Here is a 15,133-nt window from a genome sequence, read left to right as displayed (position 1 = left end):
TTTATTTCTGCGTCAAAATCATTCCATATACTCAATTGAAAGCTTTTGAAAACGCTTTTGCATTGGGAACGCAAAAATGATAATAAAAATAGCATTTAAAATCATTGTTGGATAAAAACGAATGTGTAAAAAGTCTGTCATTCCCATATGCGTCAAATGAACTGTTAAATTAATACTATATACATAGAATTCCAGTAACGCAACAGCTAGTAAGCTAATAAATGATACCACAATAATATTGTTTTGTAATATTTTAAGAAACTTCGTCATGATAAAACAAATTACCGGAAAACCAAACATATACACGCCTAGTACGTCCGTAAAGGCAATATCATAAAGCATTCCAAAAATAATCCCGTAAATCATCCCTTGCTTTAAATTAATGTACGACACCATAAAAACAAGAATGATGAGTAAAAATCTTGGTGATAAAATCCATTCTTGCAACGACGGCAAGACGGCAATAAAGTTCGTAAATAAACTTTCTAAAATAAATACGACGGACACAAGAATCGGAAGAAATAAACGAGTTAAGTTCAATTTCCTCCCTCCTGCCCATCAATGTTTGTCTTCTCATCTGGGATAACAGCGCTTCTCTTCGCAACCATTACATGATCTAGATCATAAAGATCTGTTGAAGGTTTTACATATGCTTTTTGTGTCAGTCCATACTGATCCGGTTCAAATTTCGTCACTTTCCCTACTAATAAACCGCGTGGGAAAATTCCACCTAAGCCAGAAGAGATAACTTTTTGACCTACTTTTAGCTTTTCAGTGTTCGGAATACGACGAACGATTAAGTCTTTCGTATCGGGATCATACCCTTCTACAACACCGTACGCGTTTTTACCGCCGGATTGCACGATAACAGAAATACGGTTTACTCGCTCAGATGAGCTCAGCAGTTGAACAGTAGACGTGAAGGCTGAAGCATTTTTCACCTTCCCGATAAGTCCTGCTGATGTAATGACAGCCATATCTTTTTGAATGCCATTGTTTGTTCCTTTGTCAATTACAATTACATCGTCCCAACGATCTGGGTTACGTGCAATCACGGTAGCTTGTACTGGGTCATAGTCATCGAGTGATGTCTTTTTCTTTAAGATCGTTCGTAGTTTTTTGTTTTCATCTTCCAATTTACTTACGTTCGCTTCTAATTGCATGTACTGACTTAAACGACTTTTTAGCGTTTCATTTTCTTTGTATGTACCTTTTAAGTCATCAAGATTCTGAAAGAAACCCGCTACAAATTGTGCGGGTTCATGGAATGTAGCCTGTACTAAGCCAACCGTATCTTTCGTAAATTGTTCGGGCCATGTTACATCTTTACGACCACTTAAAGAAAAGCCAATCAATGCCACCAATACAATAATACTTACTAATAGAATAACTAAACGCTTATTTAGAAAAAACTGTGGCATTTCTTACACCTCTTATATTTTATCGGTAGGAGTCTCCAGCACGATTTTTAAATAGATCAATATGTTCAAGAGCTTTACCAGTACCAATGGCAACACAATCTAGTGGATCTTCTGCGATAACGACCGGCATGTTTGTTTCTTCACTAATCACCTTGTCCAAGTTGCGAAGCAATGCTCCACCACCTGTTAAAACAATTCCGCGATCCATAATATCTGCAGCAAGTTCAGGAGGAGTTTGTTCTAGTGTAGATTTTACTGAGTCCACAATAGCAGATACCGTATCTCTTAAGGCTTCAGCTACTTCTTCAGCAGAAATTTCAATCGTTTTTGGAAGTCCAGTTAATAAATCACGACCGCGAATCTCCATGTTTTCGATACCTTCTGGTGTCCCAGCTGAACCAATTTCTACTTTCAGCGCTTCAGATGTACGCTCACCAATCATTAAATTGTAATTTTTACGAATATACTGAATGATTGCTTCATCCATCTCGTCACCTGCGATACGAATGGATTGACATGTAACGATTCCGCCTAGAGAAATGATCGCAACTTCTGTTGTACCTCCACCGATATCAACAACCATACTACCTGTTGGTTCCCAAACTGGAAGGTTTGCCCCAATCGCAGCAGCAAATGGCTCTTCAATCGTATAAGCATCACGTGCACCAGCTTGTCTTGTTGCATCAATAACCGCACGCTTTTCAACTGCTGTAATTCCTGATGGCACACATACCATTACATACGGTTTTCCAGCAAACACGCTTTTCGATTTTTGGGCTTGTTTAATATAATATTTCATCATCGTAGCTGTTGTATCGTAATCGGCAATTACTCCGTCTTTCATCGGGCGAAGTGCCACGACGTTTCCTGGTGTACGACCAATCATATTTTTTGCGTCGTTACCAACTGCAACGATTTGCTTTGTGTCTGTTTGTAGTGCCACAACTGATGGCTCTCTTACAACAATTCCTTTACCTTTTACATACACGAGTGTATTTGCAGTACCTAAATCTATTCCAAGGTCTCTTGTACCAATACCAAACATGTCCGTATCTCCCTTTCTATCCACGAAATGCAAAGATATGACCAAAAGGTGCTAAAAGTGACATCGCCGCTCTTAGAAACCCTTCGCTGCCATCGTCCTGATTTTATTTTTTATTATAATGGGGTTTCAATCATAAGGACGTTTTGCTTTTTCTATTATTTACTTGTTTTGCTACTAAAACCCATTATTTTAATTTCAATATCCATCAAAAAACTGACAATCTTTATTGTCTCTACTTCTATCAAAGATGTCAACGCCAAATATTGTATGAAATAAAAATGTAATAAAACTCAATATTTTTTAATTTTCTCACAAAAATCAATACCGTTCGAATTATTACGTAAAATGCACGAGTATTATTATAGCGTACATGTCGAAAAATGCCTAGTATTACACATAGCCTTTTTCTTTCAAACTGATGTATTTCCGGTCACCAATTATTAGGTGATCCAACAAATCAATTCCAATTATTCTTCCGCACTCTTTTAAACGCTTCGTTACTTCAATATCTTCTCTGCTGGGAGTAGGATCACCGGAAGGATGGTTATGCACACAAATAATCGAGGCCGCCGATCGCCGGAAGGCTTCCTTGAATACTTCACGTGGATGAACAATAGAGGAATTCAGGCTTCCAATAAAAATAGTCTGCTTATGAAGGACCTGATTTTTCGTATTCAAATATAAACAAACGAAATGCTCCTGTGACAAAATGCGAAGCTCTTCCATTAAATAATTGGCTCCGTCCTCTGGACTTCGAATTACGTATCGATCCTCAGAGCGAAGCTGCCCGATGCGTCTTCCTAATTCAATCGCCGCCATAATATGGACAGCCTTTGCAGTTCCAATTCCTTTAATATGAGTAATTTCTTCAATCGAGGCGTCTTGAAGGAGTTTAAGACCATCAAAGTGCTGAAGGATTCGGTTTGATAATTGGAGGACAGATTCTTCCTTTGTTCCTGTGCGAAGAAGAATTCCTAACAGTTCGTGGTTTGACAGACTTTTCGCCCCGTAAAGCATTAAGCGTTCACGGGGACGTTCATCTTGTGGAAAATCTTTAATTAAGAGCGTTTCCTGACTCATGTACTTCCTCCTTTATTAAAAGGAGAAGCCAATGGATCGCAGTTCGCGAATCGTTCGTGCTAACGGAAGACCTACAACAGAAAAATAATCTCCGTGTATTTCTTTTACAAAAGCTGCGCCTAGTCCTTGAATACCGTAAGAGCCTGCCTTATCCATTGGCTCTCCGCTTTTTACATAGCGTTCAATTTCCGACTGCGTTAACTCCCAAAACGTCACGTCTGTCCGTTCATAAAAGTTGACGATGTTTGTTCCGAAGATGATGGCAACCCCTGTCATCACCTGATGAGTCTTTCCTGATAGTGATTGAAGGGTAGAAATCGCATCCTGTTCGTCCACAGGTTTTCCGAGAATACGTCCCTCACTAACTACTACCGTGTCTGCTCCTAACACATAGGAAGAAAAATGGTTTTTTGCCACCTCCTGTGCCTTCTGTAGGGCAAGTGACATCACAATATTCTCTGGCGAGTCCTGCTCATTAAACGTTTCTTCAAGATCGCTTACTTGAATAGAAAAAGGAAGATGTAATTGTTGAAGAAGTTCTTTGCGACGAGGAGAACCTGAGGCAAGTATTAGCTTAGCTGTCATATTTATCACCTTTGTCATTTAGTATAGAAAGAGAGATACAAGCATATTTTAGCAATTATTAGGTCTTTTGGCAATGGTCGCATCTCATACAAAAAACTGCAGAAAAACCCTGCAGTTTCTTTACGACGTATGATCAGATAGGACGTTCAACAAAAGCTCCTGTGCCTTCGTTGCATCCTCTGCTTTTTTATCTTCACGATAAGAGCCTAACAGCTGACACACTTCACGTAGCTTTTTCACTTCAGACGTTTCCTTCATGTTCGTCAACTTCTTTTCTGCATCGCTTACAGAGTCAATGTCCTGACCTAGTGCGGCTTGCATCGACTGTCCTGCTAGCTTTTCATAAATCGGCTTCACTTTTTGATCAAGAGATTGGATCGTATAAGATTTAGCAAACGAGTCTACGCCGTTACCTTTATAAGTTCCCGCAAGAGACTTAGCGTCCGATTGATTCATTCCAACGCCAATAAACAATAAATACGTTTCGTCATTTTTCACTAACGAAGCGGCATAGCCTTTTTTCTGCAACCCCTCTTTTCCTTCTTTTGCCGCCTTTTCTGTGGAAAAGACGCCTGCTTGCACCGTGAACACGTCGAGGTTCTCACTTTGAGAAGTAGGAAGGGGCTTTGTTGTTTCCGTTTTGGTAGGCTGCTGAGCTGTGACAATCGAACTAGAAGGCGTCTCTGCTTCAAGGTTATTCGCTGTTAGCAAACGAAGGCTAACCATTCCAAGGCCTGTTCCAATAACGGCTGCCAGTATGCCGATCATGAGCGCTTTTTTAAATGGCGTTCCGCTGTACACAGCTTTTTTCTTTGCTAGTTTTACGTTTTTCTTTTTGATATCACGCAAATCCTCTATATAGACGACTTTATCAGCAACATTCGCATCGTGTTCAATGTTCGGTATTCCCCACTCTTCTTCCTCGGTAGTCGCCGCCTGCTCTTGTTCATCATGCTGCATTATTTCCTCGGAAAATGTCTTTTCCTGTCCGTTAATTTTAACGGTGATCCCCTTTGTCTGCTTGTCCATTCGCTCACCATCCTCAATAACCTTATGTGCGGTTCATTACGCCGTATCCTACTAGCATTTTATGCCCTGTTTTCTTAAAATAGTCCCACTTTTCGTCCTCTAGTGGATTTATCCTATCATAGAAAACAAAAAAAAGAACAAGACATTTGTCGTCTCGTTCAGAAAGTTTTCGACATATTATTTACTAGGCAATAATTGATCCACTGAAAGGTCTGTAGAGAGAATCCCTTTCCCGTCTGGACCACAAAGTGACTTTGTAGCTCCGTTTAGACAAACATAGTATTTTACTCTTCCATCTTCAAAGCGTAAGTCCACAAAGGATTTTTGATCGTCCTTTTTCGCCGTCCATTCTTCTTTTGTAAAAGGATCGAGGATCGTATCGATGTATCCTCCCTGCAAAAGCTCCTCATATGTCAGCTTTTCTTTTACCGAATCAGTCACGACTTCATACGATCGTTTGTGAAGGGTAGCTGCTTCTTTCATGGCTACTGCATTCGCTACAAACGCCTGATCTTTCGACTTTTCAATAATATTTCCGACCAAAGGAATCGCGATGGCAGCGACAATTCCTAAAATAACGATGACAGCGAGCAATTCCATTAACGTCATGCCTCGCTGCTGTTTCAGTAATCTTCCCATATCATTCTCCACTGTTAATTAGTGAGTTCATGCAACGGATCTTCTTTTTCAGCTGGTGGTGGTGGGTCTATGGTTGGAAGATCCTTCTGCAAGTCAACGAGCGCCGGATAATAAAACACGGTAACGCCAAGCTGATATTTTAGAGGGTTTACTTTATCCTCTAAGTTCAGTACTTCCTGTGCACCCGTAATAGCAATGCTCGTTATTTGCGCAGCACGCTGTTCATGCTCAATCGTTTTAATAAACGTTAGTAAGTCTTCATACGTTTTCGCTTCCACAGAAAGGCTTGCCGTTACGGTTTTTATCCCAGGTGGAACAGGTAAAACAACAGGCTTTTGCTGTGGTTGCTGATTTTGTTGTGCGGTGTTTGCTTCAGTACTGCTTCCACTACCAGTCGTTTGGTTATTCGTCGCTGTATTGTTTGAGTTCGTCGTGGAGTCATTTGAATTTGTTGTTGGATTGTTTGTTGAGTTATCCGTTACGGTCGTACCAAGCGGAGTCGTCGTTGTATTAGCTTCCCCTACCGCCACATCTCCATCATCTGTAAAGCTGATGCCAAGAATGACGCTATTTGATATAACCTCCGCCTTTTCAAGTTCAAGCATAAATTGCTCGGTAAAGGGCTTTACGGGAACCACTTTTTGCAACTCCACAGCGCTTTTTAAAATCGTTTCGGAAAAAGTAGACACAGACGTTTGATTGTTTAACGTTTTTGTTGCTTCTTGCTCTGCAGATAGTGCATCACTAGCTACGTCTACATCACGTTGAAGGGGCACAACGTACTGAAAGTAAGCAAAGGCGAATAAGCCGGCAAAAACGAGAAAAGAGATAATCGTGATGAGCGTGTATGTTTTACTCCATCGTATCGTCATGGCCCTTCCTCCGTCTCGGCTGCTTTTTTAACTTCGTCTTTATTAATGGTTACCTCATAGGTTGCTTTATACCTCGGAACTTGATTGGTATCTGTTGCGTTGACGTTATCGTTATCATCTGTCGTGTGACTCGTTGAACCATCTATATACTTTTCAACGATCGTGTTTGCTTGAACTGTTAAAATACGAGCGTCCGTAATGAGCTTCGAGCTTTCAAGCTGACTCAAATAAAAAGCGGCATCGCGATTCGTATCGAACTGAATCGTAAGAGCAACTTTGCCATCGCTTGTGTATGTAAACTGCTCCAAAAATCCTCGCTCAGGCAACAGCTTCGCAATTTCTTTTAATACGGGCATTGTCTCCACAGGATACTGCTTGACCCAATCTACCGTTGTTTGCAGCTGCTGCACCGATTTATTTTCAGCAGATACCGTCTTGGTCGTCTGTTTCGTTGCTCGGTCCGCCTGCAAAGCCTCTGTTTGACGGTCCAGTTCGTTCACTGACTCTTGAAGGGTTGACTGCTTCCATACTAAAAACATGCTACCCGCTGCAACAATAATGAGAATAAGAGCTAAAACAAAAATAAGCGCAACGTTTTTCGCCTGCTTTTTCGGGAGTAGGTTAATTTCAACTAACATCACAGCACCCCCTTCAAGCCTAGACCAAGCGGTACATAATACCGAGGCTGCACATACGTATCGATTTGACTTCTACTCGCACTGAGTGAAAATGTATCGACTGGAATCGTTAACCTCTCTTCAACATGGGACGCAATCTCTTCTAAAAACGGATGCTCACCTGTTAAAAGGATGTCGTTAATTAGCTTTTCACCGTCCTGATACGAGAAGCGGTAAAAGTCTAAAATACGCTTAAACTCTTGGTAGACATCCTCTAGTCCAAAGAGGTATTGTTCTTTTCCTTCTGAATAGTGAAAGTCCGTTTCCTCATCGTTTACGTTAATTGACCAATCGCTTTTCACAAAATCAAGCGGAATGCTGCGGGCGAATAGCGGCTGATGCTGATGGAAGATGCTTACATTTACTGAAAACAGATCAAATTGAACAAGCATTTGGTGAGCGTCAGGCTTCACGCGATCTTCGTAAAAACAAAGTCGATAAAGTGATAGTGCCGCAATATCAGCGGCAATAGGCTTTAGCTTGGACTTCTCTAAAACCTCTACATACTCCTGGATCAACAGCTCCGGTGCCGCAAACAGAATAATCTCTGTTTCTTCTTCAGTTTGACTCTTGACCACAAAGTCAAAGGATGCATTCTCAAACGGTAAATGAATACTAGAACCCATCTCTAAATATAAATAACTACGAATCTCATCTTCTGCTAGCGCTCTCTCTAGCTTTTGTGTTCGCACGACGACAACTGAATTCGGTACGATAAAACGAACCTTCGTCCCCTTTATCCCCCAATCTGAGATGCACTCATCTAAAATAAGTGATAGACTCGCAGGATCAATAATACGACCTTCTTCAACTAAACCTGCAGGTAAATAATGCTCTTTCTTTTTTGATACGACCATCGGATTAGTCTGTTTTAATTCAACATAACGGATTACGTGGTCCTCAATAACTAGATTTCCAACTTTATTTTTTGCTGACAGTAATGACAAAACCATATCCAACCACCCTGTTAAATGTGCTAAAGTACAAACGACCAATACCAGTTTAATATTCTTGTCCCATAAAAATAAGCAAGTAGCGTTCCCATTACAATAAACGGTCCAAATGGCATCGGCTTTCCTCGTTTTACTTTACCGCCGATCATTCCAACACCACCAATAATGGCTCCAAACAGCGTTGCTAGGAAAAAGGAAAGAAGCGTTACCTTCCAGCCAAGTACAATCCCTAACACTCCGTAGAGCTTAATATCACCGCCGCCCATTCCCCCCCGGCTAACGAGCGCAATGATAAATAAAAGACCGAACCCTGCAACCGCACCAACTGCAGAATCCCACCACGGCGCAAGCGGCATCCAAATCCGTTCTGCGACAAACAGAACGAGAAACACAACAAGCACCTTATCAGGGATAATCATGTAGGCCAAATCGGACACGGTAATAATGATACAAAGTGATACAAGGGTACATGCGACGATTGTTTCTGCACTCCACCCAAATACATGAAAAGACAGGACAAATAATGCTCCTGTCAGAAACTCTACTATAGGATAAATTGGGGATATTTTACTACGACAATTCTTACACTTTCCCCCCTGCATCATGTAAGAAAGGACCGGCACCAGCTCTAAAGCCGTCAGCTCATGCTGACAGCCCGGACAAGCTGAGTGCGGTCGAACAATGGACTTCCCTTCCGGTACCCGGAGACCCACGACGTTATAAAACGAGCCGAGGGTAATTCCGAGTAGGAAGATGTATGTGTTTAGGATTAGCATGTAGTTCACCTAACTATGGATAGCTAAAATTTAATAATTAGTGTTTTATTTCGTTTCTGTAGTTTTTGTTGCATCGATTGTTCTCTTTTTACCAGTATGATCCTTATCAGCCTTAATGCTTGTAATAGTGGCCCCGTTGAACGTAATAACTGTATCTCCTGCTTTACCTGAAGCGTTAATAGTATAAACATTATCAGAGTCAACTGACACTGTGAAACCATCTTTAGTAACGTCAGCTTCACTTTTTAAAGAAACACTGTCTACATATTTATTTAAATCTGTACTTGTAATTGCTGCTCCTCCATCTGGAACACCATTAGCAGAAACATATGTCTTAGCTGCACTAATAACTTGTAATGCATCAGCCTTCACTGCATCCTCTTTAGATTTCTGAATAATGCTACCAATACTAGGAATCGCAATCGCAGCAATAATTCCTAAGATAACAACAACAGCAAGTAACTCAATTAGCGTTAAACCTTTTTGATTTTTAAGTACTTTTTTAAACACTGTTTTTCTCTCCCCTTAAATAAATTCATAGTTTAGTAATTACTTTTTCATTTTACAACATTATCCAAAATAAGAAAATAGTATTATTGAACATGGTTATAAATATCAAACATTGGAACCATAATTGAGATTACAATAGTTCCAACGACACTGGCGAGCACCAAAATCATGATCGGCTCAATCAGTGATTTTAGACGATCAGTCGCGATCTCGACCTCTGATTCATAGAAGTCTGCTACTTTTGTTAGCATCGCATCGAGTGAACCAGTTTGCTCTCCTATCGCAATCATGTGCGACACAAGTGGCGGAATAGCCCAGTGATTTTCCATTGGCATCGTAAGCGGTAGTCCTTCTTCTAGTGAATCACGGGATTGCTTTAGCACTCGTGCTAAAATTTCATTTCCAACAATTGTTTCAACGATTGTGAGCGCCCTTAAAATTGGAACTGAGCTACTAAACAAGGAACCTAGCGTTCTCGTCATACGGGCAATCGCTGCTTTTTGAACAATCGAGCCGAACACAGGCATTTTTAGTAAAATAAGATCAAGATAATAGCGCGTTTTTGAATCTTTGTATAAAACAAACAAGACGCCTACAAAGAGAAGAAGTAGTAGCACAATGAGCCACCAAAACCTCTGCATAAATTCACTTGAATTTAATACGAATACAGTAATCGCTGGAAGCTGAGCACCAAAATCTTTGAACATATCAACAAATGTCGGAACGACCGCTACAAGAAGGAAGATGACAACCGCAATCGCCACCACCGTAATAACGGCTGGATAAGCAAGTGCTCCTTTGATTTTTTGTCGCGTGCGGTGCTGTTTTTCAAAGTACGTAGCCAAACGATCAAGCGTCTCGTCCAAATTACCGGCAATTTCACCAGCACGAACCATGTTGATAAACATAATCGGAAACAAATTTTTGTGCTTAAGCGTTGCTTCTGATAGCGGATTTCCGTTTCGAAGATCCTCTTCAATTGATATAAGAGCTCGCTGTAGCGTTTTACTCTGCGTTTGGTTCGCAAGAATTCGCGTAGAGTCAACAACCGTAACTCCGGCTTTTAACAGTGTTGCAAACTGGCGCAGATAAATGACAAAGTCATGTAACTTAACTCGACTTCCAAACGATAGCTCTTTATTTAACAGCGTCTCGGGAATTTCCTGAATTTCTTCGACACGAATCCCCTTTTGCTTGAGTTTTAGCGTCGCTTCCCTCTTTGACGTGCTAAATAACTTGCCGTTTTTATTCCGCCCACTCTGATCACGACCAAGATATTTGTACTGCGGCACTAAGCATCCCTCGCTTGTAGATAAGGTTGAGCAGCTGCTTCTGTAATACGTCCTGATTTCACCAGATCTTGAATCGATGTCTCTAACGTGTGCATTCCAGAAGCTCGATTCGTCTGCATCACACTCGGTATTTGATGGACCTTTTCATTACGAATAAGGTTGGCGATTGCCGAATTATTCACCAAAATCTCTGTTGCACAGACCCGCCCTTTTTTATCTGCCGTTGGGAACAAACGCTGTGAAATGATTCCTTCTAATACAGATGCAAGCTGAATCCGAATTTGGATTTGCTGATTCGGTGGGAACACGTCTAGTACACGGTTAATTGTTGAAGGTGCACTTGATGTATGTAGGGTCCCGAGCACTAAGTGACCCGTTTCAGCTGCGGTAATCGCCGTATGAATCGTTTCCAAGTCACGAAGCTCTCCCACTAAAATAACGTCAGGATCTTGTCGAAGGGACGCTCGCAGACCATTCGCAAAGCTTTGCGTATCAAACCCTACTTCACGCTGGTCAATGATACTTGTTCCGTGGCGATGCAAGTACTCAATCGGATCTTCAAGGGTGATGATGTGCCGTTTCATTGTCGTGTTCATGTGATGAATCATAGAAGCAAGCGTAGTTGATTTCCCACTTCCCGTAGGTCCTGTCACAAGCACAAGACCTTGAGGTTTTGCTGCTATTGTTTTTAATATCGGCGGCATTTTTAAATCTTCAAGTGTTGGAACAATAGTTGGAATAATTCGAATCGCTAACGACTTTGACCCCCGCTGATGATAAGCATTAACACGAAACCTCGAAACGTCTGGAAGACCGTATGAAAAGTCTAGCTCACCTTTATCACAAAATGTATCCCAATGCGTTTCAGGCACGATATCCTTCGTCATTCCTTCCAAGTCTTGAGGCTTTAAAGCTTCCTTTCCGTATCGTTTCAGCTCACCGTTAATTCGCAAAATAGGTGGCACTCCGACGGTTAAATGGAGATCAGATGCTTTATAATTAAACGCCACCCTCATTAGTTCTTGAATTTGTGTATTGATCATTTTCTATCACCCTAGTCAATATTTACGACACGAAGAACTTCTTCTGTCGCTGTTAATCCTTGCTTCACTTTAATTAATCCATCATCGAGTAAGAAAATCATCTTGTTTTTCACGGCAAGCTCTCGCAGCACGCTGCTCGGCTTTTTATCCAAAATCGCTCGCTTCATTTCTTCGTTTAGCACCATAAGCTCATGAACAGCGATACGCCCTTTAAACCCGGTCATATTGCAATTTCCACAGCCTTTTCCGCGAATAAGCTTCTCAATGGTAATACCACGCCTCGCAAAAATATCTCGTTCACTTTTAGACGGTTCGTATTCTTCCTGGCAGTCACGACATAATCGTCGAACTAGTCGTTGTGCAACGACACCTGCTAAGCTCGTTGCTACCAAAAAGGGCTCCACACCCATATCTGTTAGACGTGTTACGGTGCCTACCGCATCATTTGTATGTAGCGTGCTAAGCACGAGATGTCCTGTGAGGGAAGCTCGAACCGCTACGTCAGCCGTTTCCTTATCGCGAATCTCTCCCACCATGATGATATTAGGATCCTGACGTAAAATTGAGCGAAGTCCTGATGCAAAGGTCAATCCAACATTTGTGTTTACTTGAATTTGATTAATTCCTTCAAGCTGATATTCAACCGGGTCCTCAACCGTAATAATGTTCACTTCTTCGCTATTTAAATAATTTAGCGCTGCATATAGCGTAGAGGATTTCCCAGACCCCGTCGGTCCTGTGATAAGGACAATACCGTTTGGTTGCTCAATTAATTTCAAAAAACGTTGAAGATTCAAACGATTAAAGCCAATTTTTTTCACATCATTAAGCGTGCTTCCGAGGTCTAAAATCCGCATAACGATTTTTTCCCCAAACACGGTCGGCAATACGGAAATCCGCAAATCAATTGGATTAAACTCTCGCGAAATTTTTATGCGTCCATCTTGAGGAACTCGATGTTCCGTAATATCGAGGTTCGCCATAATTTTAATCCGCGTTGTTAAAATACTTTGTACTTGCTTTGGTAACGTACGCTCCGTTTTTAAAAGACCATCTACACGGTAGCGAACCGTTACTTTTGTTTCCTGTGGATCGATATGAATATCACTCGCTTTTTGCTGAACGGCGTTTGCAATGAGCTGATTGACGAGTCGAACGATAGGGGCTTCATCTTCTGCCTCTTTTACAACGACTGAATTCGTCTTTTCTTCCTGAAATGAAAACTCTTGGATTTCGTCGTCCATCTCATAATATTTTGTAATAGCACGGAGAATATCTTCTTTTGAGGCAATGGCTCGTTCGATTTGAAAACCGGTCGACAATCTCAGATCATCAATCGCAAAAAAATCCATCGGATCTGCCATTGCTACAAACAATCGATTACCTTCTTTTTTTAACGGTATTAAATAGTTACGCTTCGCAAACTCCTTTGAAATTAAGCTCGTTAACGTCACATCAAACGGATAGCGGTATAAGCTGACGTGAGGAATACCGAGCTGAAATTCTAATACTTCAATTAGCTGTTGCTCGGTGATTGCTCCTCGCTGAAGAAGCGCATCTCCGAGCTTTTGCCCTTTTTTACGGTTGGCTAATGCATCATTCAGTTGTTCTTCAGAGATTAATCCTGACTCAATTAATAAATCTCCGAGTCGTTTCCGTTGCTGCATTTCCATCATCCTCTTTTTGTAATGAGCTCTGTTTTATCACGTGGTCAATTCAACAAATGGGGTATGTTTATTTGGATACAGGTTGCTCTGATTCTTTTGGTCCTTCAGATGAATCAATTGAATTAGAAGACTCGCTTTTAGTCGATTCATCGTCCTTTTTGTTATCGGTCGTATCATCTGTCTTTTCAGTAGACGTGGTCGTTTGATCTCCAATAGCGTTTTGAGTAGCATCCGTATTTTGATTTTCTTCTAATGAAGCATCCGTTTCACCGCTATTGTTCGCCGGATTTGAATCCTCCGTAGCTGGATCACTCTCTGTTGCTGAATCATTGCTTTCAGAACCGGACATGTCATCACTGCTCGGTAAGTTTTCCTCTGATATTGGGAATGCTCTTAGCTCTACCCTATGAACAGGCGGATAAAAATCTTCCCCTAGCAGAATTGATTTCACACTTTGCCCCTGCCATCTGACTTCACGGAACACCTTGACTAACTGCCCGTTTTCACCAGACTCAATCATTTGACCAGTACCTGGAAGTAGCGAAGTTGCATACTGTACCACAATTTTCGGCTTAAATTGCTGAGGGTCCTTTACTTCAGAGGCATACGTATATAGAAATGGTTCTCCTTTTAAAGAAGCATGTAGTTCATTATTTTTCATCTCAAGCGTAACGTCATACGACAAATAGTTTGGATTGAAAACCACTAAATCTAATTTTTTATTTAAAATTCGCGCCTCATACCCAAGATGTGCCCATTTTGGTAGCTCTCTACTCGTATGACGCTCAAGAATTTCAAAATCTGTATTTGTAAACATCTCATATAAAACTGATCCAAGTAAGCTCAAAGAATCATCTGAAAAATCGACTAAATCGTTTGCTTTTGCATTCTCAAGCAATGAAAATTGCGTGTTGCCTTTAATCGTAAGCTTTTTCTGTTTCGTTAACCATGTGCTCAGGTCAGCTATCTGTTCGTCACTCAGCTTTAGAGATGCTTGGCTGACTGTCTGCCTTTTCTGTAGTTTCTTAGGTACATAGGCCTCTAGGTGTAAAGTACCACTCGAAGAATTCAACGAAGCGGCCGTGTTGGTAAGATCGCGTCTCAGGTTTTTAACTGATATACGACTTAATTCCTCTCCTCCAACAAAGTTCGTTAAGAATTGATTTAATTTGCTATAGTTTACGTTTACAGCGGCACTGCTTTGAGATTCATTTTGAGCCTCATCCATCGTTTTCTCTAGATCAAACTCAAATATATCCATCGGCAATGCTTCTTTTCTTTCTTTATACGAAATAAAAAAAGAAGACGTATTTTGCCAGTTGGCAAGACCTGTTTGAACAGATAATTTTGCTTCAGCCTTCTCCATCTTAGACACGTCTATTCCTGCTATAGTCGTCCCTGTAGCGTACGAATCCTCTTTTGTAAAAAAGGCTTCGTACGCAAAGACGCTTAAGTGTGAGAAACTAAAAAGATACACAATGCATATAATTGAAAACAAAAATACTCGTAAAAATTTTACATCTCTCACCACTTAAAGCCCCCTT

Annotated in this window: 16 protein-coding genes; all 16 read right to left on the bottom strand. The window is 41.0% G+C overall.

The genetic code is table 11. The features are described from left to right. Positions 1-18 precede the first annotated feature (18 nt). Positions 19-540 (bottom strand): rod shape-determining protein MreD, encoded by a 522-nt coding sequence (mreD, locus tag AMD01_RS08630; RefSeq protein WP_053400984.1) that lies wholly within the window; start codon positions 538-540, stop codon positions 19-21. Beyond that, entirely contained in the window at positions 537-1,421 is an 885-nt protein-coding gene (mreC, locus tag AMD01_RS08625) for a rod shape-determining protein MreC (protein ID WP_053400983.1), read from the bottom strand. The genes mreD and mreC overlap by 4 nt, the downstream gene beginning before the upstream one ends. Before the next feature lie 19 nt (positions 1,422-1,440). Then, a complete protein-coding gene (locus AMD01_RS08620) occupies positions 1,441-2,466 on the bottom strand; it encodes a rod shape-determining protein (RefSeq protein WP_053400982.1) in 1,026 nt (341 codons plus the stop codon). A gap of 390 nt (positions 2,467-2,856) precedes the next feature. After that, on the bottom strand, positions 2,857-3,546 hold the full coding sequence (gene radC, locus AMD01_RS08615) for a RadC family protein (protein WP_053400981.1): 690 nt from the start codon (positions 3,544-3,546) through the stop codon (positions 2,857-2,859). 15 nt (positions 3,547-3,561) lie between these two features. Beyond that, the gene (locus AMD01_RS08610; RefSeq protein ID WP_053400980.1) at positions 3,562-4,131 is read right to left on the bottom strand and encodes a Maf family protein; all 570 of its coding nucleotides are present in this window, start codon (positions 4,129-4,131) and stop codon (positions 3,562-3,564) included. A gap of 120 nt (positions 4,132-4,251) precedes the next feature. Continuing rightward, complete coding sequence (locus AMD01_RS08605) at positions 4,252-5,160, bottom strand: SPOR domain-containing protein (RefSeq protein WP_053400979.1); 909 nt, start codon at positions 5,158-5,160, stop codon at positions 4,252-4,254. A gap of 177 nt (positions 5,161-5,337) precedes the next feature. Beyond that, positions 5,338-5,799 carry a type II secretion system protein gene (locus AMD01_RS08600; protein WP_053400978.1) on the bottom strand — a complete coding sequence of 154 codons (462 nt, stop codon included), beginning with the start codon at positions 5,797-5,799 and terminating at the stop codon, positions 5,338-5,340. 14 nt (positions 5,800-5,813) lie between these two features. Continuing rightward, complete coding sequence (locus tag AMD01_RS08595; RefSeq protein ID WP_053400977.1) at positions 5,814-6,671, bottom strand: hypothetical protein; 858 nt, start codon at positions 6,669-6,671, stop codon at positions 5,814-5,816. Beyond that, positions 6,668-7,309 carry a PilN domain-containing protein gene (locus tag AMD01_RS08590; RefSeq protein ID WP_053400976.1) on the bottom strand — a complete coding sequence of 214 codons (642 nt, stop codon included), beginning with the start codon at positions 7,307-7,309 and terminating at the stop codon, positions 6,668-6,670. Before AMD01_RS08590 ends, AMD01_RS08595 begins: the two co-directional genes overlap by 4 nt. Further along, positions 7,309-8,301, bottom strand: a complete 993-nt coding sequence (gene pilM, locus AMD01_RS08585) for a type IV pilus biogenesis protein PilM (protein ID WP_053400975.1) — start codon at positions 8,299-8,301, stop codon at positions 7,309-7,311. The genes AMD01_RS08590 and pilM overlap by 1 nt, the downstream gene beginning before the upstream one ends. Positions 8,302-8,324: 23 nt before the next feature. Beyond that, positions 8,325-9,077, bottom strand: a complete 753-nt coding sequence (locus AMD01_RS08580; protein ID WP_053400974.1) for a prepilin peptidase — start codon at positions 9,075-9,077, stop codon at positions 8,325-8,327. Between the two features lie 45 nt (positions 9,078-9,122). Then, on the bottom strand, positions 9,123-9,587 hold the full coding sequence (locus AMD01_RS08575) for a type IV pilin protein (RefSeq protein WP_053400973.1): 465 nt from the start codon (positions 9,585-9,587) through the stop codon (positions 9,123-9,125). 83 nt (positions 9,588-9,670) lie between these two features. Next, on the bottom strand, positions 9,671-10,879 hold the full coding sequence (locus tag AMD01_RS08570) for a type II secretion system F family protein (protein ID WP_053400972.1): 1,209 nt from the start codon (positions 10,877-10,879) through the stop codon (positions 9,671-9,673). Beyond that, positions 10,879-11,922 (bottom strand): type IV pilus twitching motility protein PilT, encoded by a 1,044-nt coding sequence (locus AMD01_RS08565; protein ID WP_053400971.1) that lies wholly within the window; start codon positions 11,920-11,922, stop codon positions 10,879-10,881. The genes AMD01_RS08570 and AMD01_RS08565 overlap by 1 nt, the downstream gene beginning before the upstream one ends. An 11-nt stretch (positions 11,923-11,933) precedes the next feature. Continuing rightward, positions 11,934-13,598, bottom strand: coding sequence for a GspE/PulE family protein (locus AMD01_RS08560; protein ID WP_053400970.1), 1,665 nt, complete (start codon positions 13,596-13,598; stop codon positions 11,934-11,936). Positions 13,599-13,656: 58 nt separating this feature from the next. Continuing rightward, positions 13,657-15,117 (bottom strand): hypothetical protein, encoded by a 1,461-nt coding sequence (locus AMD01_RS08555; RefSeq protein ID WP_157052665.1) that lies wholly within the window; start codon positions 15,115-15,117, stop codon positions 13,657-13,659. Positions 15,118-15,133: the final 16 nt, after the last annotated feature.

The organism is Priestia koreensis, assembly GCF_001274935.1.
Classification (GTDB): Bacteria; Bacillota; Bacilli; order Bacillales; family Bacillaceae_H; genus Bacillus_AG; species Bacillus_AG koreensis.
The sequence above is the reverse complement of the archived record's forward strand: the minus strand, read 5'-3'. Positions and strand labels throughout refer to the sequence as shown.